Origin of the sequence: Sphingobacterium sp. SYP-B4668 (genome assembly GCF_027627455.1) — a bacterium.
Lineage (GTDB): Bacteria > Bacteroidota > Bacteroidia > Sphingobacteriales > Sphingobacteriaceae > Sphingobacterium.
Map to the genome: position 1 here is coordinate 4,724,401 of NZ_CP115483.1, position 21,393 is coordinate 4,745,793.

Genomic DNA, 21,393 nt, shown 5'->3' on the forward strand with positions numbered 1-21,393 from the left:
CCTATGTAAGATTCACGATTCAACAATATGATTGTCCCTAAAAAAATGAAAAATTTCTAAATAATGGAGAATAGAAAATTCAATAAAACTGTAGCTTGCTAAAGAATATCTATACTGACAGCCTTATCAATTTTATTCCGTTCCTGTTTTTCAAACGATGCGGTAGCTATATCGTAGAGGTAGAATGAGCCTTTCTTGGGTTTAGCGCTATTTTCATCAAAAGTAGCAATTCCAATTTTCTTACTCACATTGGATAAAACGAGGTCAAAATTCCATGCCACAATATCGCCCGAGTTATCATTTGGTAACGTCAGCACGAGGGAAACGTCTAATGTATTCGCCGAACAACGATAAATAGCTCTTCCCCGTGAAAAGTACCAGTATTTATCGTAAACGATGAAGTTCGCTGCACCTTCCATCTCAGGAATACCCTTAGTAACAATTACCTGAGCTTCTTCTGGTCGGTTGTTTGCTTTGAATGTAATATTATGCAAGTAAAACACTTGCCCTTTACGTGTCAAAAATCGCCAATGCGCTTGCCATTCTTTCACATTGAGCAGCTCGGCAGCGGCAACATAGCTATGCCCCTTGGTATCGTCCGGGTTAAAGACTTCGTCATAAACCTGGACTCCTCCTTCATACAACTCGTTCCCAAAAATTCGAATTCGTTCATTTCTTTGATCAAATCCACCTACGAAATTGGCCGAAAAAATGTTGCCCAAACCACTTAACTTACTGACTATAACACTTTTTTGACCAAAATCATAATTCAACGGATCTTCCGAATTTATAATAGGTCCCACCTTACCAAATGCCGCATAGCGACATTTCCCATCCATTAGTACAATACCAGGAAGCCTATCTCTATACGTAAATAACTCCATATAGGTTGGCTGGAGAGGCTCTCCCGAAATAACAGAGCCAAATTTAGTATACCTTAATATTGGCAGATAGGTATATAGATCAAGAGCTACTATGGGGCAATCCCCCTCTGATGTTGTAATATGAACACTCCATTGTGGGAAAGGGATAATCTGCACTCTTATAGGTTTATTTCCTAATGTTACCTCACCAAATTGGCGAAAGTGCCGAAAAAAATCACTCTCCTTAGATCCTATAACTGACAAAACAGATTCACCCTGATTAGTTGCTGTCAGCAAATATGTACCATTCACAATACCGGCAATGACATAGATATAAATCTGTTTTGCATAGGTAATCGTGGTTTGCCTATCTAACACATGTAAAACAAAACTATGGGTTCCTACACCCAACATTTCGCTAGCTATAGACAACTCCAATGTATTGCTAACAGTATCCCTTCCTTTCAACCAGCAGATGGCCAATCTACTGAGATCTTCTCCGCTCAACGTACCTGAAACCTGAGGTTTAAATCGAATTTCACCTCCATAACTATAGCTATAACTTTTACCATTAAGATCGTCCCCGTTCATATCGACAATTTCCAGTTCATTGATGTTTTCGTAGACATAGTTTCCCCTATCTTTCGCGCAGCTATTGAAAAACTGAATAAGTATAATCGATACTATTATAATCTTCCATGCCTTCATACTTATTGAAATCATTTAAGGTAAATATATTCTTGGTAGTGACCTATCCCCATTAGGATATACTTCGTTATCATGGAAAAATTTTTTTAGCTGCTCAATATACATAAAAGTAACAGGATAATCAGGCTCCGAAGCATATAAAGGCATATTTTTCCAAGAATAGTTAGGTTTTTCTGTTGGCAAAAGGGGCGGCGTAATATCCAAGCCTGGTATATAGGTCCGAATCCACTGCCGATATACCTCTGGTCTGTATTGCCCAAAGTAAGAACTCCATCTTGTCCACCATAATGGCTCTAACAATTGATCGCTTATTAAAAACCGACAGCTAGTTCGCGAAGTTCCTCCGATTTCAAAAATACCATTGCTAACCAAATCTATTGTCAAAGAGAATACTCGCTCCTTAAGTGCCTGATCTTTTTTAACCGAAATAAATAGCGTATCCACAAAATATCCAGCGCGTATTATTGGTTTTGATAGTTCCATCAATGCCAAATTTATAGTTGTTTCATCCTTATTAATTCTAACATTGTATTCTCTATCTTCACTTTGTCGCTGACCTATAATTAGCACCGGGATTGCAAAGGTAACTTTATCAACCTCAACAGATTGTATTGCAAAAGAAAAAGAAGTAGAATCTATATAAAGCTGATGATAGTTTGCCCAAGCAGTTGGTTGACCAAACTCAACATAGGAATTATCTACATCAAATAAATCCAAATTATCTTTCTCTTGACATCCCGTCGCCAAGATTATAACAGTTAAAAAAATATACAAATGCCGCATATATTTAAAATTCTTGTGGGTTAAGTAACTTTTCATCTGTTGGCAAAGGAAACAAAAATATAGCCTCACTAGCTGCTATTGAATAGCCATTTCTATATATCGGATGAAACAAGCGCTTATAATAAGTATACAGATACCCCTCTCCTATATATTCCCGTCTTACCTCATCCATGATATAATCTTGTAGGGCTAGCGCAGTGATACCTATCTTTCCAGCAAGCTTTGGCAACCCTCGATGTGTCCTTAAGGTATTTAAATATTTCACAGCTTGATCTATATTTTGGTCTAGGTAAGACTCGGCTAGAATTAAGTATATCTCAGGAAGATTGATCAACTGCATCTCAAAAAAATGAACATTAGCAGATTTTGTGCTTTTCTCATCAAATTCTACTGTTCGAAATTTAACAAAATATTCATTAAGGCCCCACATTTTGTAACGGTAGTCGGAAATACTACCTGAACCCTGCGTATAAATATTAGCCAGAAAATCTCGAAAATCTGGCATCAGTATCGTGCTTACATATAAGTCTCCTTCAAAAATACCATCCATATTTTTTTTTAAATCTTTCACATATATGCCCCAGATATTTTCAATAGTCCACCTTCTATCAGCTTGTTCATCTAACAGAATATCCTCGTCTTCAATTAACCTGATAGATTTATTGAAGCTGATCTGGGTCAACAATTCTTCTCCACGCTGAATAGCTTTAGGTTTGTCTCCGGCCCATTGTGCTTGTCTAACCAACAAGGCCATGACGGCGTAATAATTCATGCGAATGCCTCTGCGATCCAACAAGGCATTGTAGGGCTGCCCTTCAACGTTTCCATCATTAACCTTTCCATTAATTATAATTGGATCTTCCCTGAGTAGACTTTTTGCTTCCAATAAATCTTCTTCAACTTTATACAAAAAATCTTGGCTTGTAGAGAATTTTGCGGGTTCCTTGGCGACAGTGGAATAATAAGGGACAGCAGGTGTATTCATTCCTTTTAGAAGGGTTACAGGTCCAAATAACTTAAAAATCTCTAAATGTATATAAGCTCGCAATCCCACTAGCTCACCTTTTATGAGATTATAATTAACATCTGTTCGTATGTTATCTAGATAGGATAACATCATATTACACTGATATATAGCGCTATACATTTTTGACCAGATCACATCTCTTTTTTGTTGAAATGCCAGATTCTGAAAGTCAAATTGATTTTCCGCATAATAGTCATGTTGACTATCTATGATCCAATAGCCGGCCATCACATCTAACATGCCGAACTTCAATTCACGTCCATATAAACCCGGCTCGGCCAACTGCAGATATATTCCAGCCAGGGCTTTAACAAAGCCTATCCGATCCTTTAATGCATCGTCTACATAAATTTCATCCTTAGATCTTACATCAAGCCATTTGTCACATGAGCTACTCCCCAGACACAAGAAAAATAGTATTAGCAATCCTATCTTTTTCATTTTTAACGCATTAAAACTGAGCCATTATTCCAAAATTAAACGTCGCTGCAAAAGGATAATCTAGCCCACGCTCCATCTTTACAGAACTTAAACGAACAACATCATTCATCGCAAAGTTTACCTTCAAGCGTTGTAATTTATAGCGCGTAATCCATTCCTTTCGGAGATCGTAGTTAATCAATAACATCGAAAAACATAAGGTGTTTTCACGCTCGACAAATCGACTTGATAAATATGTTTTTTCACGTATACGTCTATCTTTAAAAGCTACAACATCCCCGGGGGTCTTCCAACGCTCCTGATCGGCTGTAAGATCAGTATTTATTCGGCCATCATTATTTTCTATACGATCTACAAGTGTGTGATTATAAATATCACCGCCAAGGGTATAGGTAAAATGAGTCTGTATATTTAGCGATTTAAAATTAAAAATACTGTTTAGTGTGCCGAATAGTCTAGGCTCCTTATTTCCGATTACGCTAATATCTGCGACATCCCATTTATCTGTTATCCGTCCTTCTTTTGTTAAATAAAATTCTTTCCCTGAGGCAGGATCTATGCCTAAAGATTTTACCCCTTTAATATTATTTACAGATGCTCCTTGCTGATAGAATGTGTTTTGCACATACGTTCCATCTTCGCGCTGGACTAAATTACTTTCATTTAAGACATTCAAGGCATCTGAAATTTTCATCAATTTTCCGCTGTTCTTTATTGCTGTGGCCCCTATACTCCAATTTAAATTTTTTGAAATATTATCGACCAACCTTATAGACCCAGCACTTTCAAATCCACGATTTTGTAACTGCCCCATATTTTCGAAATAAGAATTATTTGGGATACCTACTGAAGGGGCTACAGTTATTAAAGAAATCATCCTATCTGTTAATTTATTGTAATAGATAAGGCTGAATTTAATACGTTCATTCCATACATTACTCGTAACTCCGATATTCCAGGACCTAATCTGAGGCCACTTCAGGTTAGGGTTGCCTTCATAATTATATCTATAGGCATTTTCTTTGAAATAAGCCTGCCCCTGAGGAAAGATATACGATGAGGAATTCATATTTGCAATAAACGCTTCTGTACCATTAACTCCTGTATTAACAAAAAATCTTAATTCTTGTATATTTTTTTCTTTCAGAAAAGCTTCTTCGTGAAGATTATAACCTAAACCAACACTCCAAAAATAGCTGTACCTATTATTTTTCCCAAAATTAGAGGCGCCATCAATTCGATAAGAAAAATCACTAATATATTTATTCTTATAAATATAATTGCCCGTAAACAATATTCCGGCAAGGCGGCTAATTCTACTATTCTCTGAGTTTATTTTTGATTTGGCATTTGCTTCAATCCAATCAGGGACTATAGCATTAATACTATCACTAGCAAATCCTTTCCTGAAAAGTACTTTTTCATCAAATTGATCTGACTTAATCTCACCAATTAAATTGGTGTTCCATTTATGGTTGAGACTTTCTTTTTTAAACGACAAATTAATGTTGGAAGAATACCGAAGTCCCTTTTTCCGAAAATGACTATACTCTCCAGCACTATCTGCTTCCATATCTGTAAAGCGTGTATGCTGGGCTGAGGTATATTTCTCATCTATTAATCGATTTCTTTCCAGAATTCCGTTAGCTCTCAAGACGAATTGTTCACTTAAATTCCACTTTAATGAAAGCCTATTTGACCAAAAATTACTTTTCTTTTGATCCCGATGTGTTAAGTCGACATTATATAAGGGGTTGAATTTTACCTCTGCCAAGGCCTCATCAGCATACTCCTTCATTAGGTTTCCATTCCCATCATATAAGGGCTGATAGGGATTCATTTGCGCATAGAACGCAAATGAACCGTACGGGGAATTATAGGATTTAACAGCTTGGACATTTGTATAGTTGGTAAGCAGTAATTTTTCTGAAATACGGTATTGAAGAGTGAGAGCGGCATCCTTACGTTCCCGGCCTGATTTTTTCATCGCTCCTTTGAGATCTGTAAGGTTTCCCTCTAAACTGTAATGTAATCTATTATTCCTTCCTTCAAAGCGTACTGATTGTCCTACGGATAATGAGGTCTGCACGGGTTGTGATAACCAATAGGTGTCAATTCCTTGCAATACTTTGATTCGTTTATTATTATAGAGCTGATCATACAACACTTGCTGTTCTTCTATAAGTTGCTGTTCTTCTATAGTTTGCGGATCAGGATAAAATGTAGAAACATCGTATAATCCTGAGGACTTCTCATAATCCAGTTTTTGTATAGCGTTCATTAAATTATAATCTCTTAAATCTGGCACCGTAATAGCTGCAGTAGTGCTATAAGTGACGGATGCCTTTTGTTGATTGGGCATCCAAGTCTCCACAACCAAAACCCCATTTCCCCCTCTAGAACCATAGAGAACAGTGGAGCTTACATCTTTAAGTAAGGATATACTTTCTATCCGATTAATATCTAAATCATAGAGCCTTTCCAATGGTACTTCAAAACCATCCAGTATGGCCAGTGGTGTGTTTAAGGAATAGGTTCCTATATTGTTGATGCCGCGTAAGTATATTTCAGGAATCACATTTGGATTAGCACCAGAGGCTATATCATAGTCTAAATGCAAGGCCGGATCAAGACTTTGTATAACTGTAAAAATATTCCTATGACTAAATTTTTCCAATTCTCGTCTTGTAATTACAGAGGAAGCACCCGTCATAGAAGGTGCAGGCCTACGGGTATAGCCCGTATTAACTACAACCTCATCGATGAGATTAGCTTGACGCTGTAATGTGATATCAATCCTAGTCCTGCCTTTCACTTCTACGCGCTGCTGACTGTAACCTAACATGCTAACCAAAAGGATTTCATCTCCCCCTGCAGTAATTTCATAACTCCCGTTTTCCTGGGTGCGGACAACAGCTCCTTTGCCTCCCAAAAGCCGAACCGAAACGCCCAAAAGCCCATGGCCCAACTGGTCTTTCACCACCCCCCTTAGCTTAAAAGCTGTTGTTATCTTAGCAGGTTCTTTTAATTTTGGTAACGAGTGAGCAATAGTTTGACCTGAAACGCGGGGTTTAGCGATAATTGTATTTCTTAAAAGGACGAACTCCACCGGCTGTCCCGCCGAGATTAGCTTCAATACATCTTTTAGATCTCTGTTCTTGACACTAATTGTTACTGCTCGCGTATTATTTAGTAAACTGAGATCGCCCACTAAATCCACTTTTGCTTGCGATCGAATCTGCTCCAAGATTTCATACATTGATTTATTTTTAGCCGTCAATGTAATCCGTTGTTGTGCTAAAACAAACGAAACCTGAAACAAAAAACACACTAAAATTGGAACAATTTTTAGTGCAATAAGGAATTTTCTCTCATAGCGTAGTTGGTTCATCGGGACAGGGGTTAGACGTCCCTTAAAAATAGTTAAAATTACTTCAAAAAAAATACGGTAAAAACCGTATTTTTTTTTGAAGTAACTTAACGTCTAATTTTTAGTCTGTAGTTCTTTTCGGATATAAAGGGTATTGTCTTTCCATTCATATTGAATAGGTATAACTTCATCTAATATTTCCAAAACTTGCTTTAAATCTTGATGTCTATTGATCCGCCCAAATAGCTGCTTTTCTGACAACCCCTCCTCCACCTTTACAGCTATACGGTACCAATTACTTATTTCCATTCCAAATTCGTATATATTCAATTTACGAAGGTCGAAATATCCATCTTTCCAATCAATATATCGTTCTATTTCAGTGCTGGTAGTCACCTTATTACTTTCATATACTTGTCCTTCAGTCATCACTATCGGTTTGCTTTGAGCTGCACTTTCTTCTGCTCTGCTCAACGCCACTTTTCCTTCTAAAAGCGCTACCCTATTTTTAGCTGTAAAATCAGCATTAAACTTAGTTCCCAATACTTGAATGGTTTGTTGACTTCCATGAACTGTGAAAGGCGTCTTTTGATCTCCTTCATACATAGTACTTACTTCAAAATATCCTTCTCCTTTTAGCTGCACTTCACGATCATCCGATTTTCCGATTGGATACCTCAGTTCCGAATCTGAGTTTATCCAGATTTTTGTTCCGTCCGTGAGCTGGACAGTGGCCAAGCCACCTTTTTCTGTTTTCAGTATATGTATGGCAACGTCATTTCCAGCTGTGGCTAGATAATTAAGCTCACCGGTTGATAAACGGGTGATTTCATATCCCTTGGCCTTAAGCGTGTCACCAGGGTGAATATCATCCAGCGGATATGCTGAATTGTCTTCCATTATCAATACCGCGTAAGAAGAAACAGGCGCTTTGATACTCTGTATGTTTGCAAATGTATCAAACCTTGAGTTATTTGCATTTTTGTAGAAATAAAATGTCACCCCCACTATCGCTATTGCTGCAGCTACAGATGACCATTTAACAAGTGGCGTTATTTTGGAGGTCCTTTTGATTTTCTTATCCAATAATTCGACGACTGCATCCACTTCGGTTTCGGAAAAAGGCCTGTTGTTTTCATCGCTATCGAACCATTCCTCCACTAGCATGCGCTCCTCTTCCGTGCATTGTTCTTGCGCGTATCTATGCAATATATCTTTATCTACTTTCATGTGACTTTCTTAACTAACCATTACTCAAAAAAACTATTTCATCATGATTAACAGTATGAATAACAACATATAGGGGAACTTCGCTTTGAGAAATTTGAGAATGGAGGAATGTTGATTTCGAATGGTCTTTTCCGAAAGGTTTAACTTTTCGGCGATCTCATGATTATTATACCCTTGCATTCTTAGCCGCACAATAGAATGTGCTTTATCACTATATTTGTTCAGCACTTGTTCAATTTGTTTCATAAACATTTTTTCTCGCAATTGATAATCTGCTTTATCCCCTCCTAAGCTTGATCCTTCTAATTCTACAGAAGCCAAATATCGTTGGGAGTGGGCGGATTTCGCCATAAAATCTATTATCCTATTGCGTACAGCTTTAAACAAATAAGAGACGACTGTTCCTTTGATATCTAAAGTTTCCCGTTTTTCCCAGATTCTTAACCACAAATCATGAATAAGATCATAGGCTTCATCTTCATTCATCTTTTTCAAGGCGTAAGCTACTAATGGTCGCTTATATCTGTCATACAGCTCTTCATATGCTCTACGATCTCCTTCCTTTACAAAATCGAAAAGTTTTTCATCTGAAATCTTTTTTATTGACATTGGCATTGACATAAGTTAAGCTATTCAAAGATAATGTCAACTTCTTACTTTTCCTAATAATCTTTGTCATCTTCATCAACCTGATAGAGAACCGCCAGAACGGGGAGTTCTGGACGGTTCGGCTTACTTATGAAAAAACATCTACCGAATGAAAGAAAAATAAATATCCCTAGTCCCTCCGCTTTATTTCCCTTCAATGGTCAATTATTCATATTAACGAGTGAACGAGACGATTGTCCCGAAAAAAATAAAAAAAGTTTCTCTCCAATTTCAAACAATGATTTTTAACACAATACAAAGTCTATTCTCTTCGGAAAACAATTTTTATTTCGAGAGCTTATATGTTAATCCGAATTGTGTTACACCTATTCCTTCAAATGCTTTACCTCCTCTTTCGCCATCAAAACCATCACCTAAAAGATTTGCCCGTACATCAATCGTAAAAGACAGCCTATCGTGAAGACGAAATGTTTGCAATACACCTACATTAGGACTGATATAGGTTGAAGTAGGTTTATCTAATCCAAGGGCCACACCAACACCGGCAAAAGGAATTAAATGATAAAACCTGTTACTGTTGTACCCATATGCATCATTAGTCCAATTGAATAGAAGATCACTATGTACATATAAATAATTGAAAGACTGATGCTCTAAACTTCGAGAGGCGTCGAAGACTTTACCTGTACTGTGACTTTTATTCTGTGTCAGACCTTTTACATTTAGGCCACTTACTCCGCCGCGTACACCAAAACTTCCTGTAAACCAATTTCCTGCAGCAATCTCAAAATTTGGTGTGATACGCTTCCCAAAAGAGAGCTGCTTGTTGTGATCTCCATAATAGGCCTGTACACCAACTCCTGCTCCGACAAACCAATGCGGTCGAAATTTTGTACCTAAAAAACTTTGGGGTTTAATTGGCGGATTGCCTTCACCGTCTTTTGATGAAGCCATCACTGTCGACCCCAATAAGAGGATTGACAAAAGAACACTTGAAACTCTAGTCATAATAATTATATTTTATTTAATTAATTTTTATTTATTGTTTATCATTACTATTTCTATCTGACGATTACCTCTTAGCGAGCATAGAACCAGCGGGTAAAAATATTCTTCTTCGGTTCTTCGCCGTAGCCGTAGCCTCCATAACTGTAGCCATAGCCACCGTAACCGTAGCCTGACCTGTTTAATGTCACTCCATTAAGTAAAACAGCAAGATTAGTAAGTTTACGGTCTCTATAGATTTTTTCGATTTCCGGCAATTGTCGTCTATCCATTTTCCCTGCTCGCACGACAAATATTGTCATATCTGAAATTCTATCAACAATATTAGCGTCAGCCACGATTCCAACCGGTACTCCGTCTACGATTACATAATCGTACCGCTCCTTTAATTCACGAATCAAATTATCCAATCGCTTACTTAATAATAGCTCTACAGGATTAGGAGCTACCATACCAATAGGGACACAATGCAGGTTATCAAAGTCTGTCACCGGATGCAAGATATCGTCCAACGTTATATTTTCATCTGCAAGATACTGTGTACTTCCTCGTTGGTGTGACAAACCTAAACGAGCGCTCAAAGTCCCCTTGCGGAGATCTAAGTCAACAACCACTACTTTTTTATCTAAAAATGAAAGTGTCGCCGAAAGATTAATGGATGAGAATGTTTTTCCAACACCTGCTGCAAATGAAGTTAACGTAACCACCTTGGGCGGCTTCCCCTCTCTACTCATCAATCCAATGTTGGTCCTTAATATACGGAACGTCTCTGTCAACGGATCTCTACCTATCCTGTTGACTCCGATAGCAGTGGTATTATTTTTATTTTCCTTTGAGAGTGGTATTTCCCCAAGAAAAGGAGCCGTGATTGTATCTTCAATATCTTTTTTACTACGTACCTCTGTATCCAACATAAGTATCAATAGCAGTACAATTGCTGGCAATACCCCCCCAATCCCGGCTCCTGTAATGACTTTACGTACCTTACTCGGATATTTTGGAGAATAGTCTACGGAAGCTGGATCGATGACACGTATATTATCATCAGTCATCGCTTGGTTTAACGCATTTTCCTCTCGCTTATTTAATAGATATAAATAGAGCTCTTCTTTCACTTTCTGCTGACGCTCTACAGAAAGCATAATCCGCTGTTTCTGTGGCATCTGCATAGCCTTTCCTCTTGCAACCCCCTCTTCACGCCGTGCATTTCGCACCTTGACTTCTAATCCACCTAATGCATTTTCGACTGCCCGGTCTATGTTATTACGCATAGAAGTAAGGGAGGCATCTAAATCTCTAACGACAGGATTTGATGTACTACTCCCCTCTATGAGCCTATTTTTCCGTAACAACATAGTATTGTAAGCTTCAATTTGAGACTCCACGTTTACATCTACCAGCCCTGTATTATTCGGAATCAGTTCTCCTTGTTTGTTACTACTATTAAGATGTTGTTGCATCATTTGGGCCAACTTCAAATCCGTTTCGATCTTCGTCCGTTCGGTCTGAAATTGTCGACTATCAGTGAGATACATCTCTCCGGCAACATCAACATTTACACCTTGATTATTTCTTCTTAGCTGCTCTATATCGGTTTCGACTTCTGCCAATTCGCTTTGGATAATACTTAACCTATCTTCAATAAAAGAAGCTGTATTTTTTGCAATTTGACTTTTGCTATCCAAAGACATCTCATTATATACATTGACCATCTCCGTAATCAAGTCTGCACCTCTCTGCGGATTTCGGTCATCGATTTCGATCCTCAATAACGACGCATCCTGCTCCATTTGGGTAATCTTTAAATTTCCCATAAAGTATGATACCAGCGATTCAAGATTACCCCGACGTGCTGTAATTTCCTTACCGTAATAATCTTCCTTGTAATGAATCGTCGACACTACAGTAAGTTTCCCTATCGGTGTACTCACTTCAGTATTCAACTTAGCTTCCGTTGCCTTATTATCCCTCCCGTCCCATGTCAGCATTACGGTCTGTTTATCAACAGGCACAACCTTCACTTCAAACTGTTGTGTGGCATTGTCGTTCGAAAGTCGTATTTGAATGGGACTACTCTTGTATAGCTCAACGTTTCGTAAACCCTTGGTCATGGAGTAGCTTGTCAGTCCATCAATTCGCCGGACTGTTTCCCGCATCAACTCCTTAGTCTTCAGTTGTAATATTTCAGAAGCTACGCTAACAGAATTAAACGATGTAGTAGCTCTATTAAGACGTGCAGTAGTCGGGGTGTTCATCGGCGTCTTGATCATCACCGTTTCGAAACTACTGTATACAAATGGTGCTTTTGCATACTGATAATAATATAAAGCTGAAAAACACAGTATAGAAAGCACAAACCATTTCCAGTGAAATAAAAGATATTTTAGGATATCTAGTATGTTTATGGTCTTTCCTTGCTCAGAACCAGAGCTTGTTCCGGTTATAATACTACGCATAATTGTATTATTTTGTAAGATTTATAACTGAAAGAATAAGGGTGAGCGATCCCAATACCGTCCCTATATAACGCCATTTCCGTTCTTCACGAGGTGTATTTTCTGCGGTTTTAGGTTCCACATACACCACATCATTTTGTTTAAGATGATACACTGGCGAGTCAAATAGTGTTTGGGATTCAATATTGTTAATGATGCGTGATCGCATCCCATTTTCTTCCCGAATGACAGTGACTCGATCCGCTGCAGCATTAACGCCCAGTCCGCCGGCTTTAGCAATTGCTTCTAAAATTGAAATCTTTCCGTCTGGCACCTCTAAAACAACTTCTTGACGTACTGCACCGGATACAATAATTTTAAAATTCAAGATATTTGCTTTTACGATAGGGTCACTGATAAGTTTATCTGCTATTAACCGATTTTTTATCAAGTTTTGGATTTGATCTAAGGTTAGCTTTTCGACGTTGAGTGCACCCAGAATGGGAAACTGAATATTGCCTTGCTGGTCTACTAAGTAATTTTGACCACTCATTTTATCATCATTCGTTAACATTTTACCATCAGCACCTATTACGTAACTTCCGGCATTAAATGGGACTGAAAGCTCAGGATCTTTAGCTGTTACCAAAATATTCAGTCTGTCTCCTTTCTGGATATTCAACTCTGGATTTTCTTTAATTGGCTGCAAAGATTCTGTAGACATATCCTTTACATAGACCGTCTTTTTTGCTACGACACATGCATTGAGCAGCATCAATCCAGCACAACATAGTATTATTGATATTTTTGTTTTCACGGTATTCATTCGATTTTAATTTTTCAACTATTTAACACTATAAACAAAAGGCAAATTTTTGACGTCGATATCCGCCCCTGTTATATTTTCTTTATCAAAAGCATGTTTATACGATATTCTGACAGCCTCTTCATCTGGTTTACAACTAAGTTTGCCCACATTCACGTCTTTAATTATTAACTCTAAACTGCTTAGCATACTTTCGAACAAAATGCTATTCCAACGCAATGCTGAGAAACTGGGCATAAGCCATAGTAGGCTCAATTTAGGAGTCGAGGGCGTCCAATAATTCTTTGCAGCTTGTTCTAAGCGAACTGCGCCTACCAGACGGGCTTTTTCTTGTTTATAACATGCTGTTTTGCCACTCCACGGTGTACCATAAATCCATGTTGTACCATCTTCTTTGATTCGTATCGCTGGATTATCATCATTTAGAAGCGAGCAGTTCTCTATATAGTTGCACCATAGTTTACTATGTGTACTTTTGCCCGTTCCGCTTTTACCTAGAAAAGCTACCGCATTCCGACCTATTTGAACAACCGAAGCGTGGACCAAGAGCGTATGATGAATCAATGCTGCCTGTCCGAAAGCAACCATAAAAAGCCAACTCAATATGTTTGTATTTTCCAGCTCTTTTTCAACACCGTAAATAGTTGAAACTTTGAAGTCTTTGCTACTAAACATTTTCCACTGCTTCAAACCGCCTTCACTTTGTATAGACGTTATATATCCTTGTTCCCATTCTTCAAAACGAAAACGGTCTCCCCATGCTATCGACTGATTATTTAGCAGCTTGACATTTGTCACCTCCGGGAGTATACTATCGAGCTGTAAATCGATTGTTAAAATAGGATCTCTCACTGGAATATTATGGGATAGGAAAGCTCCAAAGCTCGGCAAACAATTTTCTACGACATTATTTCGGGGCATAGTAATCGTACAGTAATGCTCTGCTATTTGAAAGCCATAAACAAACCTTTTGGTCGATTGGTGAGTGTGATTGTTCATAATTACTGTATTAAATAAAAATTGCTTTGCTACACTGTTCTGCCACATAACTATCGTGTGTGACGAAAAGAATTAACTTATCTTTTCCACGCATTAACAACCTATTAACCAAAATTTTACCTGTTTCAACATCTAGACCAGACGTAATCTCGTCCAGCAGCCAAATGCCACTATCACGCATGAGCATCCGTGCCACTGCAAGTCTTTGTACTTGGCCTTCAGATAAGCCATGGCCTCCTTCCCCAATATAAGTATCGATTCCATCAGGCAATTCGTAGACAAACTCTGCACAGGCACAAATCAATGCTTCTCTCATCTCATTATCATCAGCTTCGATTGGATTGACCTGTAGATTTTGGCGTATCGTACCACTAAAAAGTTTTTCTCCTTGTGGCACATATCCGACATTCACCCTATGCTGGGACTGCAACCGTTTAACACCATTATCTGTAAACAATACAATGTTTCCCTTTTTTGGATATACTAGGGCCAATAAAAGCCGAATCAATGTTGTTTTTCCAATTCCGCTTCCCCCCATAATCGCCAGGGGCTCACCCTTTGATACAGTAAGATTAAGATTTTGAAAAACCGGTAACGCATCGTAACTGAATTGCAGATTTTCTACTTCTAATTTTTCAATTTTGACCATCGGCTCTTGCTCTACTTCTGTTTCAATGGCCGCGTTATCCATTTCAATCAACCTGTTAGCTGTTGTTCTAAAGCGAATAAAAGTAGGAGCAAATCCCATCAATGATACCAACGGGCTTTGTATACGTCCGACTAATTGTAAGAAGGCGGTCATAGTTCCGAATGAAATTTCTTGTGTATGTAAACGATAGATTCCCCAGCCAAACGTGATCAAAAAACCTAAGTTGACAACAAGTTGCAATGCGCCCTGTGACAATTTGGAGAAGCCAAGCAATTGCACCTTTAATGTTAATAGATCATTTTGTGCGTCATTTGCTTTACGATGTCTTAACGTTTGTAAACCTAGTCCTCGAATCGACATTCTTAACCTCAGATTTTCGTATAAGATATGTCCAAAAGTACTTTCAGCAGACTTTAAAGCATCATTTATTCGCCTTAATCTCCTATAGTACATCTTTGAAAGAATAAACAAAGGAAGCATAGCTAATAAAACAATAGCTAACATGGGGTCCATGGTCCATAAAAAGACGCTACATGCTAACAATCGAATCCCAGTCAATAAAAAATTAGGAAATATGTTTCCGACAGTCTGAACTACTTCTTGACAGTCGCTACTGAAACGAACCATCAAATCTCCTGTAGCTAATTTATTCCGCTCTGACCAAATAATATTCATCTGCTTTTTTAACAACCTATTTTGCAATTTCGCAAATAGATCAATCACGGTTCGTCCGTTCAGCCAACTTGCCATTAGCCCACATAATAAGGATAGGACAATAGACAATGTAGTCCAACACATGGCTAAAATGATCTGTTGTTTGCTTCCTGCAATTGCAAAATCAATGGTCTGCTTTGTCCAGTAGACAAAGGATATGGACAAACCGATGGACAAAACTTCAATCAGCATATAAAGTACTAGCTTACCACGCTGACGTTCTGTTATCGACCAAGCCCATTTCATTTGATATGACAATTCTGTAACCATATGACATTTATTGATGTAACCCAAAATATTTTCCGTTTTTGGGTAACTATAGATGGATACGGTTGGGACCCTAGAATGTCCCGAATCAAACTAAAAAATATGCGTATATAATGTATTTTGGAGACCTAGCCTATAAGGAGACTAGTGAAACCACCTGGAATATAATTGAAGAAAAGGAAAGCTAATGGCCTCCATTGGAGCATATGGCAAATAAGTAATTAATCTCTTGATTATTGCTGTTGTACTGGCTTCACGCTTTACTGGCTGTTGCTGCTTCATGTTGTTTACATCATCCGTGGTAAAGCCAAAGTTTCCAGATTGCCAGATATCTTCCATGACTGATGTTGCACGCTTAGAATCTGCGTTTGCAAATGGCAATTCCTCTACTGGAAGTCCTATATATTCAACCAAAATCTGGTGCAATGTATTGATCCAATTCAACACGCCTAACTTCCGATAAGTTTTCCTTAACCGTACCCCATCCATATTTTGGGAGTAAGTATAGTATATCCGTGCGGCATCACACAACTGTCGAAGTCCTATTCCAAAAGAAAGCAAATGCTTAAGGATGTGAATATTGACCTGGATAGATTGCAGAATGGGTGCTGAAAGACGGACAGGAACTTCATCAATGAACATGATTTGTTCGGAAGTGGCATACTCCTTTTCTAAATCTTGTAAACACCTCTTTAAAAAGGGATTAGAAATATCAAATTGTCTCTGGTGTTGATCCGTCTCAAAGCCCTTCCATAAGAAGTTTACACTATATCCTGCAGAACGGTGTATCCTTATTCCTATCTTTTCCAAACTCTCAGTTGCCTTTTCATAATCCTGATAATCTTCAAAACACCAATCGATATCTCCACAACTACGTCGCTTTGGGTTAGGATAAGTAGTTGCAACCCCTCGTCCTTTTAGTAGAACAGGGCTTAGATTATATTGGTGAAAGAATTGGACTTGGTCTTTGATAACCTCGTCCATCCGAGCGTTCCTTTGTGCTATTTTTTCCACACGGACTACCCATACTCTTAACATTGATTTAGGCGGCAAAATCTCGTTATCTAATGTTTGTACGGCGTCAAATAGCACACCTTCTACAGTATGCCGGATAGCATGGCTATATATCCTCTTCCATTCAAGATCGGATAATGGGAAACAGTCTAACTGATCTATTGGATGCCTCCACAATCCTGTTCGCAACAATGTAAAAAAGGCTCGAACCTCTCTTTTCCCTAACATAACCTATTTGCAAACAAGCCCTTGTTTATCCAATTCTTCAACTAACACCGACGCGTCTTGAGTTGCTATTTCTTTGTTAACTTCAAAGTGCGACGTCAAGATTTCTACAACCGTATCCAGCTCGAACTCTTTACCTTGTAGAGCTTGCCATACTTGTGCTGCCGTATCGTTGAGGGTATACACTTTAGACATATCGATCATGTCTTGTCCAGGATCGACAATTAAGTATTCATCTCCCAATTTCCGTAATGTTAAATCTGTTCTAAGTCTCATAATCATTTTCTTTATTAAGTTTAGTTTTTAATATTCCACATCGCATGACGACAATTCTTACTGGCCGTAATACATACCAGCAAAGTCCAAAAAGCCGCCATTTCAAATTTGTTCTCTCAATTTCTAGGTTTTCTCGGTATGTACCTACTACCCGAGCCCAGATTTCTGTTTTGCTAACGAACTCAATCTGACCGACATTGCCGTCACCTACTAATCGTACAGCAGACCTATTCCATCCGACTACACGATGTAAGACATAAGTCTTATTATAGGTGGCCAATACAACATCCCCCAACTGAACCTTAGAAACAGGTGCTAAAAGGACTTTATCTCCGTTTTTAAAGGTCGGAAACATACTGTGTCCTACTACCGGAATTTTCACCTTTTTGCTTTGTCTCAACCAGTCTTTCACTTGTTCAAAAAACAAGTCATTCACGACTATCCTGACCCCCTTTTCGTCGCCCATTATCTTAAGGGTTTTTATAAACTTGAAGGCATTTATCGATCATTTTATCCCGCGTAAAGTTTTCTTCGAACCTTTCAAAACTGCCTTTTTTTAATTTATTCTTTGAGTCAGGATACTCACAAACTTCCTTGATTGCATTGGCTAATGCCATTTCATTTTGTGGAGGGACTACTAGCCCGGACTGCCCATGCTTATTTACCCAGCTTACCCCTGATGCCGCAATAGAAGTAGAAACGACGGGTATCCCTAAACTCATCGCTTCGATCTGTACGATGCCGAATGCCTCCGTTTTCCAAATGGAGCTCATGCAGAATACATCGGACGCGGCGAAATGGGACAAAGTTTCTTCATCGGTCAAGAAGCCCAACAAAAAGACTCTGTTCGCTAAGCCTAGAGTATTGATCAGCATATGTAATTCCTCCTTTAGCGGTCCTTTTCCTCCTATCAATACTTGGTAACGCTCATCTAGGTGCTGCGCTGATCGAATTAAGTACTCATACCCTTTATATTCCACTAGACGTCCCAAAGAAAATATAATATACTTTGCAGAATACTTAGCACGAATACATGCGGCATCGATGTCTTTACGCTCCATGGGTAATATGCCGATAGGAATATAATCGATTTTGTACTGTACTTTCTTTAAAAAGGGGGATTGCTCCACATATACAGGCGTTGTACCTACAATCTTATCGGCTCTTTTGATTAACCATCTTTGCAAGGGGCTATATAACTTTAACAAAAGCTTTTGTTTGAGGATATCAGCATGCCAATGCAACACAACAGTACCTTTAAATCCTGACAAAAATAATGCTAAGCAAGCCATTGGATCGGGATGATGAATATGTACAATCTGGTAATCCTTTGCAATTTTACGTAATACGGTAATCATCCTTGGCGCCAACATCGTTGCGGACAGCTTCAACAAAGTAGGCATCACCATCAGCTTTGCGTAAGAATTGAGTACCGTAACACCCGCAGCATGTCCTTCTGTAGCTGCACAAAGCATATCACATTGTATCTTTCTTTCAGATAATCCAAGCATTAACTCGTACATCACTTTCTCCACACCACCTCTGATGGGATAAAATTTGCCTAACTGCAATACCCGAAGTGTCTCTTTATTATCCATGTGAAATGCCTATTATGCTACTACTTACACCTTCTGAACTTCCCAATGCTAAAGCTTGATCTTCCTGTCTTACTCGCCCCTCGCCTATAGATGCGTTGTTTTCCTCTTTCAGTAAAAGTTGAAAAGTTTCCTCCCAATTGTGAGAAACAGGATCGGATATTCGGACCGAAGGTATCGGGGCTAAAAAAGAAGTATCCTTTTCCAACATCCTTCTCATCTGTTCCGCCAATTGAATAGGATTATCAGCATCAAAAAATGAAATGCGATTACTTCCAGCTGCTGTTTCTCTGGCATAAGATGTATCACTAAGCAACATAGGCTTGTCAAAGACGGCGAATTCGGAAATAGGAAGCCCCCAAGTCTCTACCTTTGACGGAAATATCAGGCATTCACTATCTTTATAGTATGAAAAAAGGGATTTTCGATTTTGGAATCCGATGAATTTAAGTGCTTTTACAGAACGTCCCCATTTGCGGTATAACCATCTTGCGTAATTATTTTCATCACCTGAAATCGTCAAGCACACCTCAAAATCTATCGATAAAGCCCGCTGTTCTAAAATTTTCGTAGCTTGGCACAAGCATTCAAAATTCTTATGGCTATTTGCAGAAGAAGCACATATAAAACGAAAGTTCTTTGTACGTTTTTTTTCACTATCGATAGACGACACATCGATTTGAGGCACATCTGGCAAAGCCAAAATCACTCTATCCGCTGATAGTCCATACCGATGAAAAAACTCATCTCTAAGCCACTGTTGTTGTACGATTACGGCCTTATTCTTGCGTATTCCCTTTTTGTATATCCAACTTGAAAACAGCGAAAACATTACAATCTTAGGTGCCAGCAAGCACTCACGCCAACTCCATTTGTAAAAAGGAAAAGGATTATGACAATACACGGCTTGACTCTTTGCGAATACATTAGGCGTAGTATCATGTAATGAAAGCCACAGGGTTATATCACCGATCTGTCTAGACACCTTTTTTAGAGATACATATTCAAACCATAATCGATTTATCCATCGCTTCTTTGGCCACTGGTTTTCGATATATTCAATATAAGGGTAATCTGCTAACTCTTTTTTATGGACAATAGCGATAACACGATAACCTTCCTGCCTAGCCAACAGCGACAAATACTGCAAACAATCTCGCAGAATGGTCAATGTTCCTCCGACATTCAAATTAACTGCTGATACGACAATTGTCTTCATCTTCTTCTATTTTTTGAATTTACGCTGTTAGCTACTATATTATTAAATAAGTCACTCCATCGCAGCATCACCTGCTTTTCTGAAAAACGGGATGACATCATTTTCCCTAACACTCCCATATCCTCTCTTAATAACTCATCATCTATAAGTTGCGCAATACGACTTTCCATTTTTTGTCCATCACGATCTTCAATCAAAAAACCATTCACCCCGTCCACTATGATATCGCGTGGTCCACATTTACAAGCATAAGCTATAACGGGTAGTCCACACACCTGAGCCTCCGTCAGCACCATTCCAAACCCTTCGTATCGAGAAGTCATCACTAGAAAAGAGTATTTCAAATATGTCTTTTTAATATCCTTTTCTGGAGGCCGCAGAAACACAGCATTTTGAAGTCCTAACTTTTCTATCATCAAGCTGTAAGACGCTTCTAAGGGTCCTTCCCCAACGATATCAAGACACCAACCAGGATAGCTATTCTGAATTTTTTGCCAAATTTGAATTAGCTCATCAAATCCCTTTTGATAGTCGAATCGTCCAACAGCAATAGCTCTTTTGTTCTTTAGAACTGCTGTTTCTACTGTCTCAAAGCTATTACTATTAGGTATTACGGCTAGGTTGCGCAATTGTCCCCAATAGTTTCGATCTTCTTCAGTCAATACGACAAATTTGTCATAGCGCTTGGCCAATCGCAAATCCTGCCAACTGCGCCACTTATTGACCAGCGCCCATACCCCCTTCTTATCGTATTGCAAACGCTTAAATCTTGAAAAATGGATTTCCAGCACTTTACTACTACCATCTTCAATCTGATGTAAAAGGGTCACCTCATGATCAAACATGGAGATTACGATATCCGCTTGCCACTCCTTCAAAATAGCGGTTAACTTTTTACGATGTTGTTTTTGTTTGAGTACGTACGAAAGCACTTTCCTCCAGAGCGATTTCCCTTCATTATCACTGTAATTTATTCCTAAATCATGCTGGATAATTCTTGGATCCATAAAAAAGTAAGGTAGCTTTTCCTTTTGGTCCGTCGTGATTACCCCTACGTCATATCCATTATTCGCTAAATAATTGGCCTTATTACTTAGGACTCGTTCCATTCCACCAGAATTGAAGGTTCCTTTAATGC

The 21,393-nt window shown here is 38.6% G+C and carries 17 protein-coding genes; all 17 read right to left on the reverse strand.

The genetic code is table 11. The features are described from left to right. Positions 1-98: 98 nt before the first annotated feature. Positions 99-1,586: a PKD-like family lipoprotein gene (locus OQ289_RS19375; protein WP_270088398.1), complete on the reverse strand. Its 1,488-nt coding sequence runs from the start codon at positions 1,584-1,586 to the stop codon at positions 99-101. Further along, positions 1,587-2,354, reverse strand: a complete 768-nt coding sequence (locus tag OQ289_RS19380; protein ID WP_270088399.1) for a DUF4843 domain-containing protein — start codon at positions 2,352-2,354, stop codon at positions 1,587-1,589. A 4-nt stretch (positions 2,355-2,358) separates the two neighbouring features. After that, the gene (locus OQ289_RS19385) at positions 2,359-3,822 is read right to left on the reverse strand and encodes a RagB/SusD family nutrient uptake outer membrane protein (protein ID WP_270088400.1); all 1,464 of its coding nucleotides are present in this window, start codon (positions 3,820-3,822) and stop codon (positions 2,359-2,361) included. Positions 3,823-3,832: 10 nt separating this feature from the next. After that, entirely contained in the window at positions 3,833-7,081 is a 3,249-nt protein-coding gene (locus tag OQ289_RS19390) for a SusC/RagA family TonB-linked outer membrane protein (RefSeq protein ID WP_270088401.1), read from the reverse strand. A 225-nt stretch (positions 7,082-7,306) separates the two neighbouring features. Next, the gene (locus OQ289_RS19395; protein ID WP_270088402.1) at positions 7,307-8,422 is read right to left on the reverse strand and encodes a FecR family protein; all 1,116 of its coding nucleotides are present in this window, start codon (positions 8,420-8,422) and stop codon (positions 7,307-7,309) included. A 33-nt stretch (positions 8,423-8,455) separates the two neighbouring features. Further along, positions 8,456-9,031, reverse strand: a complete 576-nt coding sequence (locus OQ289_RS19400) for an RNA polymerase sigma factor (protein WP_270088403.1) — start codon at positions 9,029-9,031, stop codon at positions 8,456-8,458. 324 nt (positions 9,032-9,355) lie between these two features. Next, positions 9,356-10,039, reverse strand: coding sequence for a hypothetical protein (locus tag OQ289_RS19405; RefSeq protein ID WP_270088404.1), 684 nt, complete (start codon positions 10,037-10,039; stop codon positions 9,356-9,358). Positions 10,040-10,110: 71 nt separating this feature from the next. Next, positions 10,111-12,492: a GumC family protein gene (locus OQ289_RS19410; RefSeq protein WP_270088405.1), complete on the reverse strand. Its 2,382-nt coding sequence runs from the start codon at positions 12,490-12,492 to the stop codon at positions 10,111-10,113. A 7-nt stretch (positions 12,493-12,499) separates the two neighbouring features. Next, positions 12,500-13,288 carry a polysaccharide biosynthesis/export family protein gene (locus OQ289_RS19415; RefSeq protein ID WP_270088406.1) on the reverse strand — a complete coding sequence of 263 codons (789 nt, stop codon included), beginning with the start codon at positions 13,286-13,288 and terminating at the stop codon, positions 12,500-12,502. Positions 13,289-13,315: 27 nt separating this feature from the next. Next, positions 13,316-14,296, reverse strand: coding sequence for a hypothetical protein (locus OQ289_RS19420; RefSeq protein WP_270088407.1), 981 nt, complete (start codon positions 14,294-14,296; stop codon positions 13,316-13,318). A 10-nt stretch (positions 14,297-14,306) separates the two neighbouring features. Continuing rightward, entirely contained in the window at positions 14,307-15,929 is a 1,623-nt protein-coding gene (locus tag OQ289_RS19425) for an ABC transporter ATP-binding protein (protein ID WP_270088408.1), read from the reverse strand. 141 nt (positions 15,930-16,070) lie between these two features. Continuing rightward, complete coding sequence (locus OQ289_RS19430) at positions 16,071-17,168, reverse strand: nucleotidyltransferase family protein (RefSeq protein ID WP_270088409.1); 1,098 nt, start codon at positions 17,166-17,168, stop codon at positions 16,071-16,073. Positions 17,169-17,171: 3 nt separating this feature from the next. Further along, positions 17,172-17,441 carry a PqqD family protein gene (locus tag OQ289_RS19435; protein ID WP_270088410.1) on the reverse strand — a complete coding sequence of 90 codons (270 nt, stop codon included), beginning with the start codon at positions 17,439-17,441 and terminating at the stop codon, positions 17,172-17,174. Further along, a complete protein-coding gene (locus OQ289_RS19440; RefSeq protein ID WP_270088411.1) occupies positions 17,431-17,907 on the reverse strand; it encodes a S24/S26 family peptidase in 477 nt (158 codons plus the stop codon). The genes OQ289_RS19435 and OQ289_RS19440 overlap by 11 nt, the downstream gene beginning before the upstream one ends. A 4-nt stretch (positions 17,908-17,911) precedes the next feature. Continuing rightward, the gene (locus OQ289_RS19445; protein ID WP_270088412.1) at positions 17,912-19,039 is read right to left on the reverse strand and encodes a glycosyltransferase; all 1,128 of its coding nucleotides are present in this window, start codon (positions 19,037-19,039) and stop codon (positions 17,912-17,914) included. Beyond that, positions 19,032-20,255, reverse strand: coding sequence for a glycosyltransferase family 4 protein (locus OQ289_RS19450; RefSeq protein ID WP_270088413.1), 1,224 nt, complete (start codon positions 20,253-20,255; stop codon positions 19,032-19,034). The genes OQ289_RS19445 and OQ289_RS19450 overlap by 8 nt, the downstream gene beginning before the upstream one ends. Further along, positions 20,252-21,364 carry a glycosyltransferase family 4 protein gene (locus OQ289_RS19455; protein ID WP_270088414.1) on the reverse strand — a complete coding sequence of 371 codons (1,113 nt, stop codon included), beginning with the start codon at positions 21,362-21,364 and terminating at the stop codon, positions 20,252-20,254. The genes OQ289_RS19450 and OQ289_RS19455 overlap by 4 nt, the downstream gene beginning before the upstream one ends. Between the last annotated feature and the right edge of the window lie 29 nt (positions 21,365-21,393).

What these genes read in the sequence shown, in the direction of transcription:
- OQ289_RS19435 (WP_270088410.1), bottom strand. Translation starts at nt 17,441, where the DNA reads ATGAGACTTAGAACAGATTTAACATTACGGAAATTGGGAGATGAATAC.
- OQ289_RS19400 (WP_270088403.1), bottom strand. Translation starts at nt 9,031, where the DNA reads ATGTCAATAAAAAAGATTTCAGATGAAAAACTTTTCGATTTTGTAAAG.
- OQ289_RS19405 (WP_270088404.1), bottom strand. Translation starts at nt 10,039, where the DNA reads ATGACTAGAGTTTCAAGTGTTCTTTTGTCAATCCTCTTATTGGGGTCG.
- OQ289_RS19450 (WP_270088413.1), bottom strand. Translation starts at nt 20,255, where the DNA reads ATGAAGACAATTGTCGTATCAGCAGTTAATTTGAATGTCGGAGGAACA.
- OQ289_RS19430 (WP_270088409.1), bottom strand. Translation starts at nt 17,168, where the DNA reads ATGTTAGGGAAAAGAGAGGTTCGAGCCTTTTTTACATTGTTGCGAACA.
- OQ289_RS19380 (WP_270088399.1), bottom strand. Translation starts at nt 2,354, where the DNA reads ATGCGGCATTTGTATATTTTTTTAACTGTTATAATCTTGGCGACGGGA.
- OQ289_RS19455 (WP_270088414.1), bottom strand. Translation starts at nt 21,364, where the DNA reads ATGGAACGAGTCCTAAGTAATAAGGCCAATTATTTAGCGAATAATGGA.
- OQ289_RS19440 (WP_270088411.1), bottom strand. Translation starts at nt 17,907, where the DNA reads ATGGGCGACGAAAAGGGGGTCAGGATAGTCGTGAATGACTTGTTTTTT.
- OQ289_RS19425 (WP_270088408.1), bottom strand. Translation starts at nt 15,929, where the DNA reads ATGGTTACAGAATTGTCATATCAAATGAAATGGGCTTGGTCGATAACA.
- OQ289_RS19410 (WP_270088405.1), bottom strand. Translation starts at nt 12,492, where the DNA reads ATGCGTAGTATTATAACCGGAACAAGCTCTGGTTCTGAGCAAGGAAAG.
- OQ289_RS19375 (WP_270088398.1), bottom strand. Translation starts at nt 1,586, where the DNA reads ATGATTTCAATAAGTATGAAGGCATGGAAGATTATAATAGTATCGATT.
- OQ289_RS19445 (WP_270088412.1), bottom strand. Translation starts at nt 19,039, where the DNA reads ATGGATAATAAAGAGACACTTCGGGTATTGCAGTTAGGCAAATTTTAT.
- OQ289_RS19420 (WP_270088407.1), bottom strand. Translation starts at nt 14,296, where the DNA reads ATGAACAATCACACTCACCAATCGACCAAAAGGTTTGTTTATGGCTTT.
- OQ289_RS19390 (WP_270088401.1), bottom strand. Translation starts at nt 7,081, where the DNA reads ATGTATGAAATCTTGGAGCAGATTCGATCGCAAGCAAAAGTGGATTTA.
- OQ289_RS19385 (WP_270088400.1), bottom strand. Translation starts at nt 3,822, where the DNA reads ATGAAAAAGATAGGATTGCTAATACTATTTTTCTTGTGTCTGGGGAGT.
- OQ289_RS19395 (WP_270088402.1), bottom strand. Translation starts at nt 8,422, where the DNA reads ATGAAAGTAGATAAAGATATATTGCATAGATACGCGCAAGAACAATGC.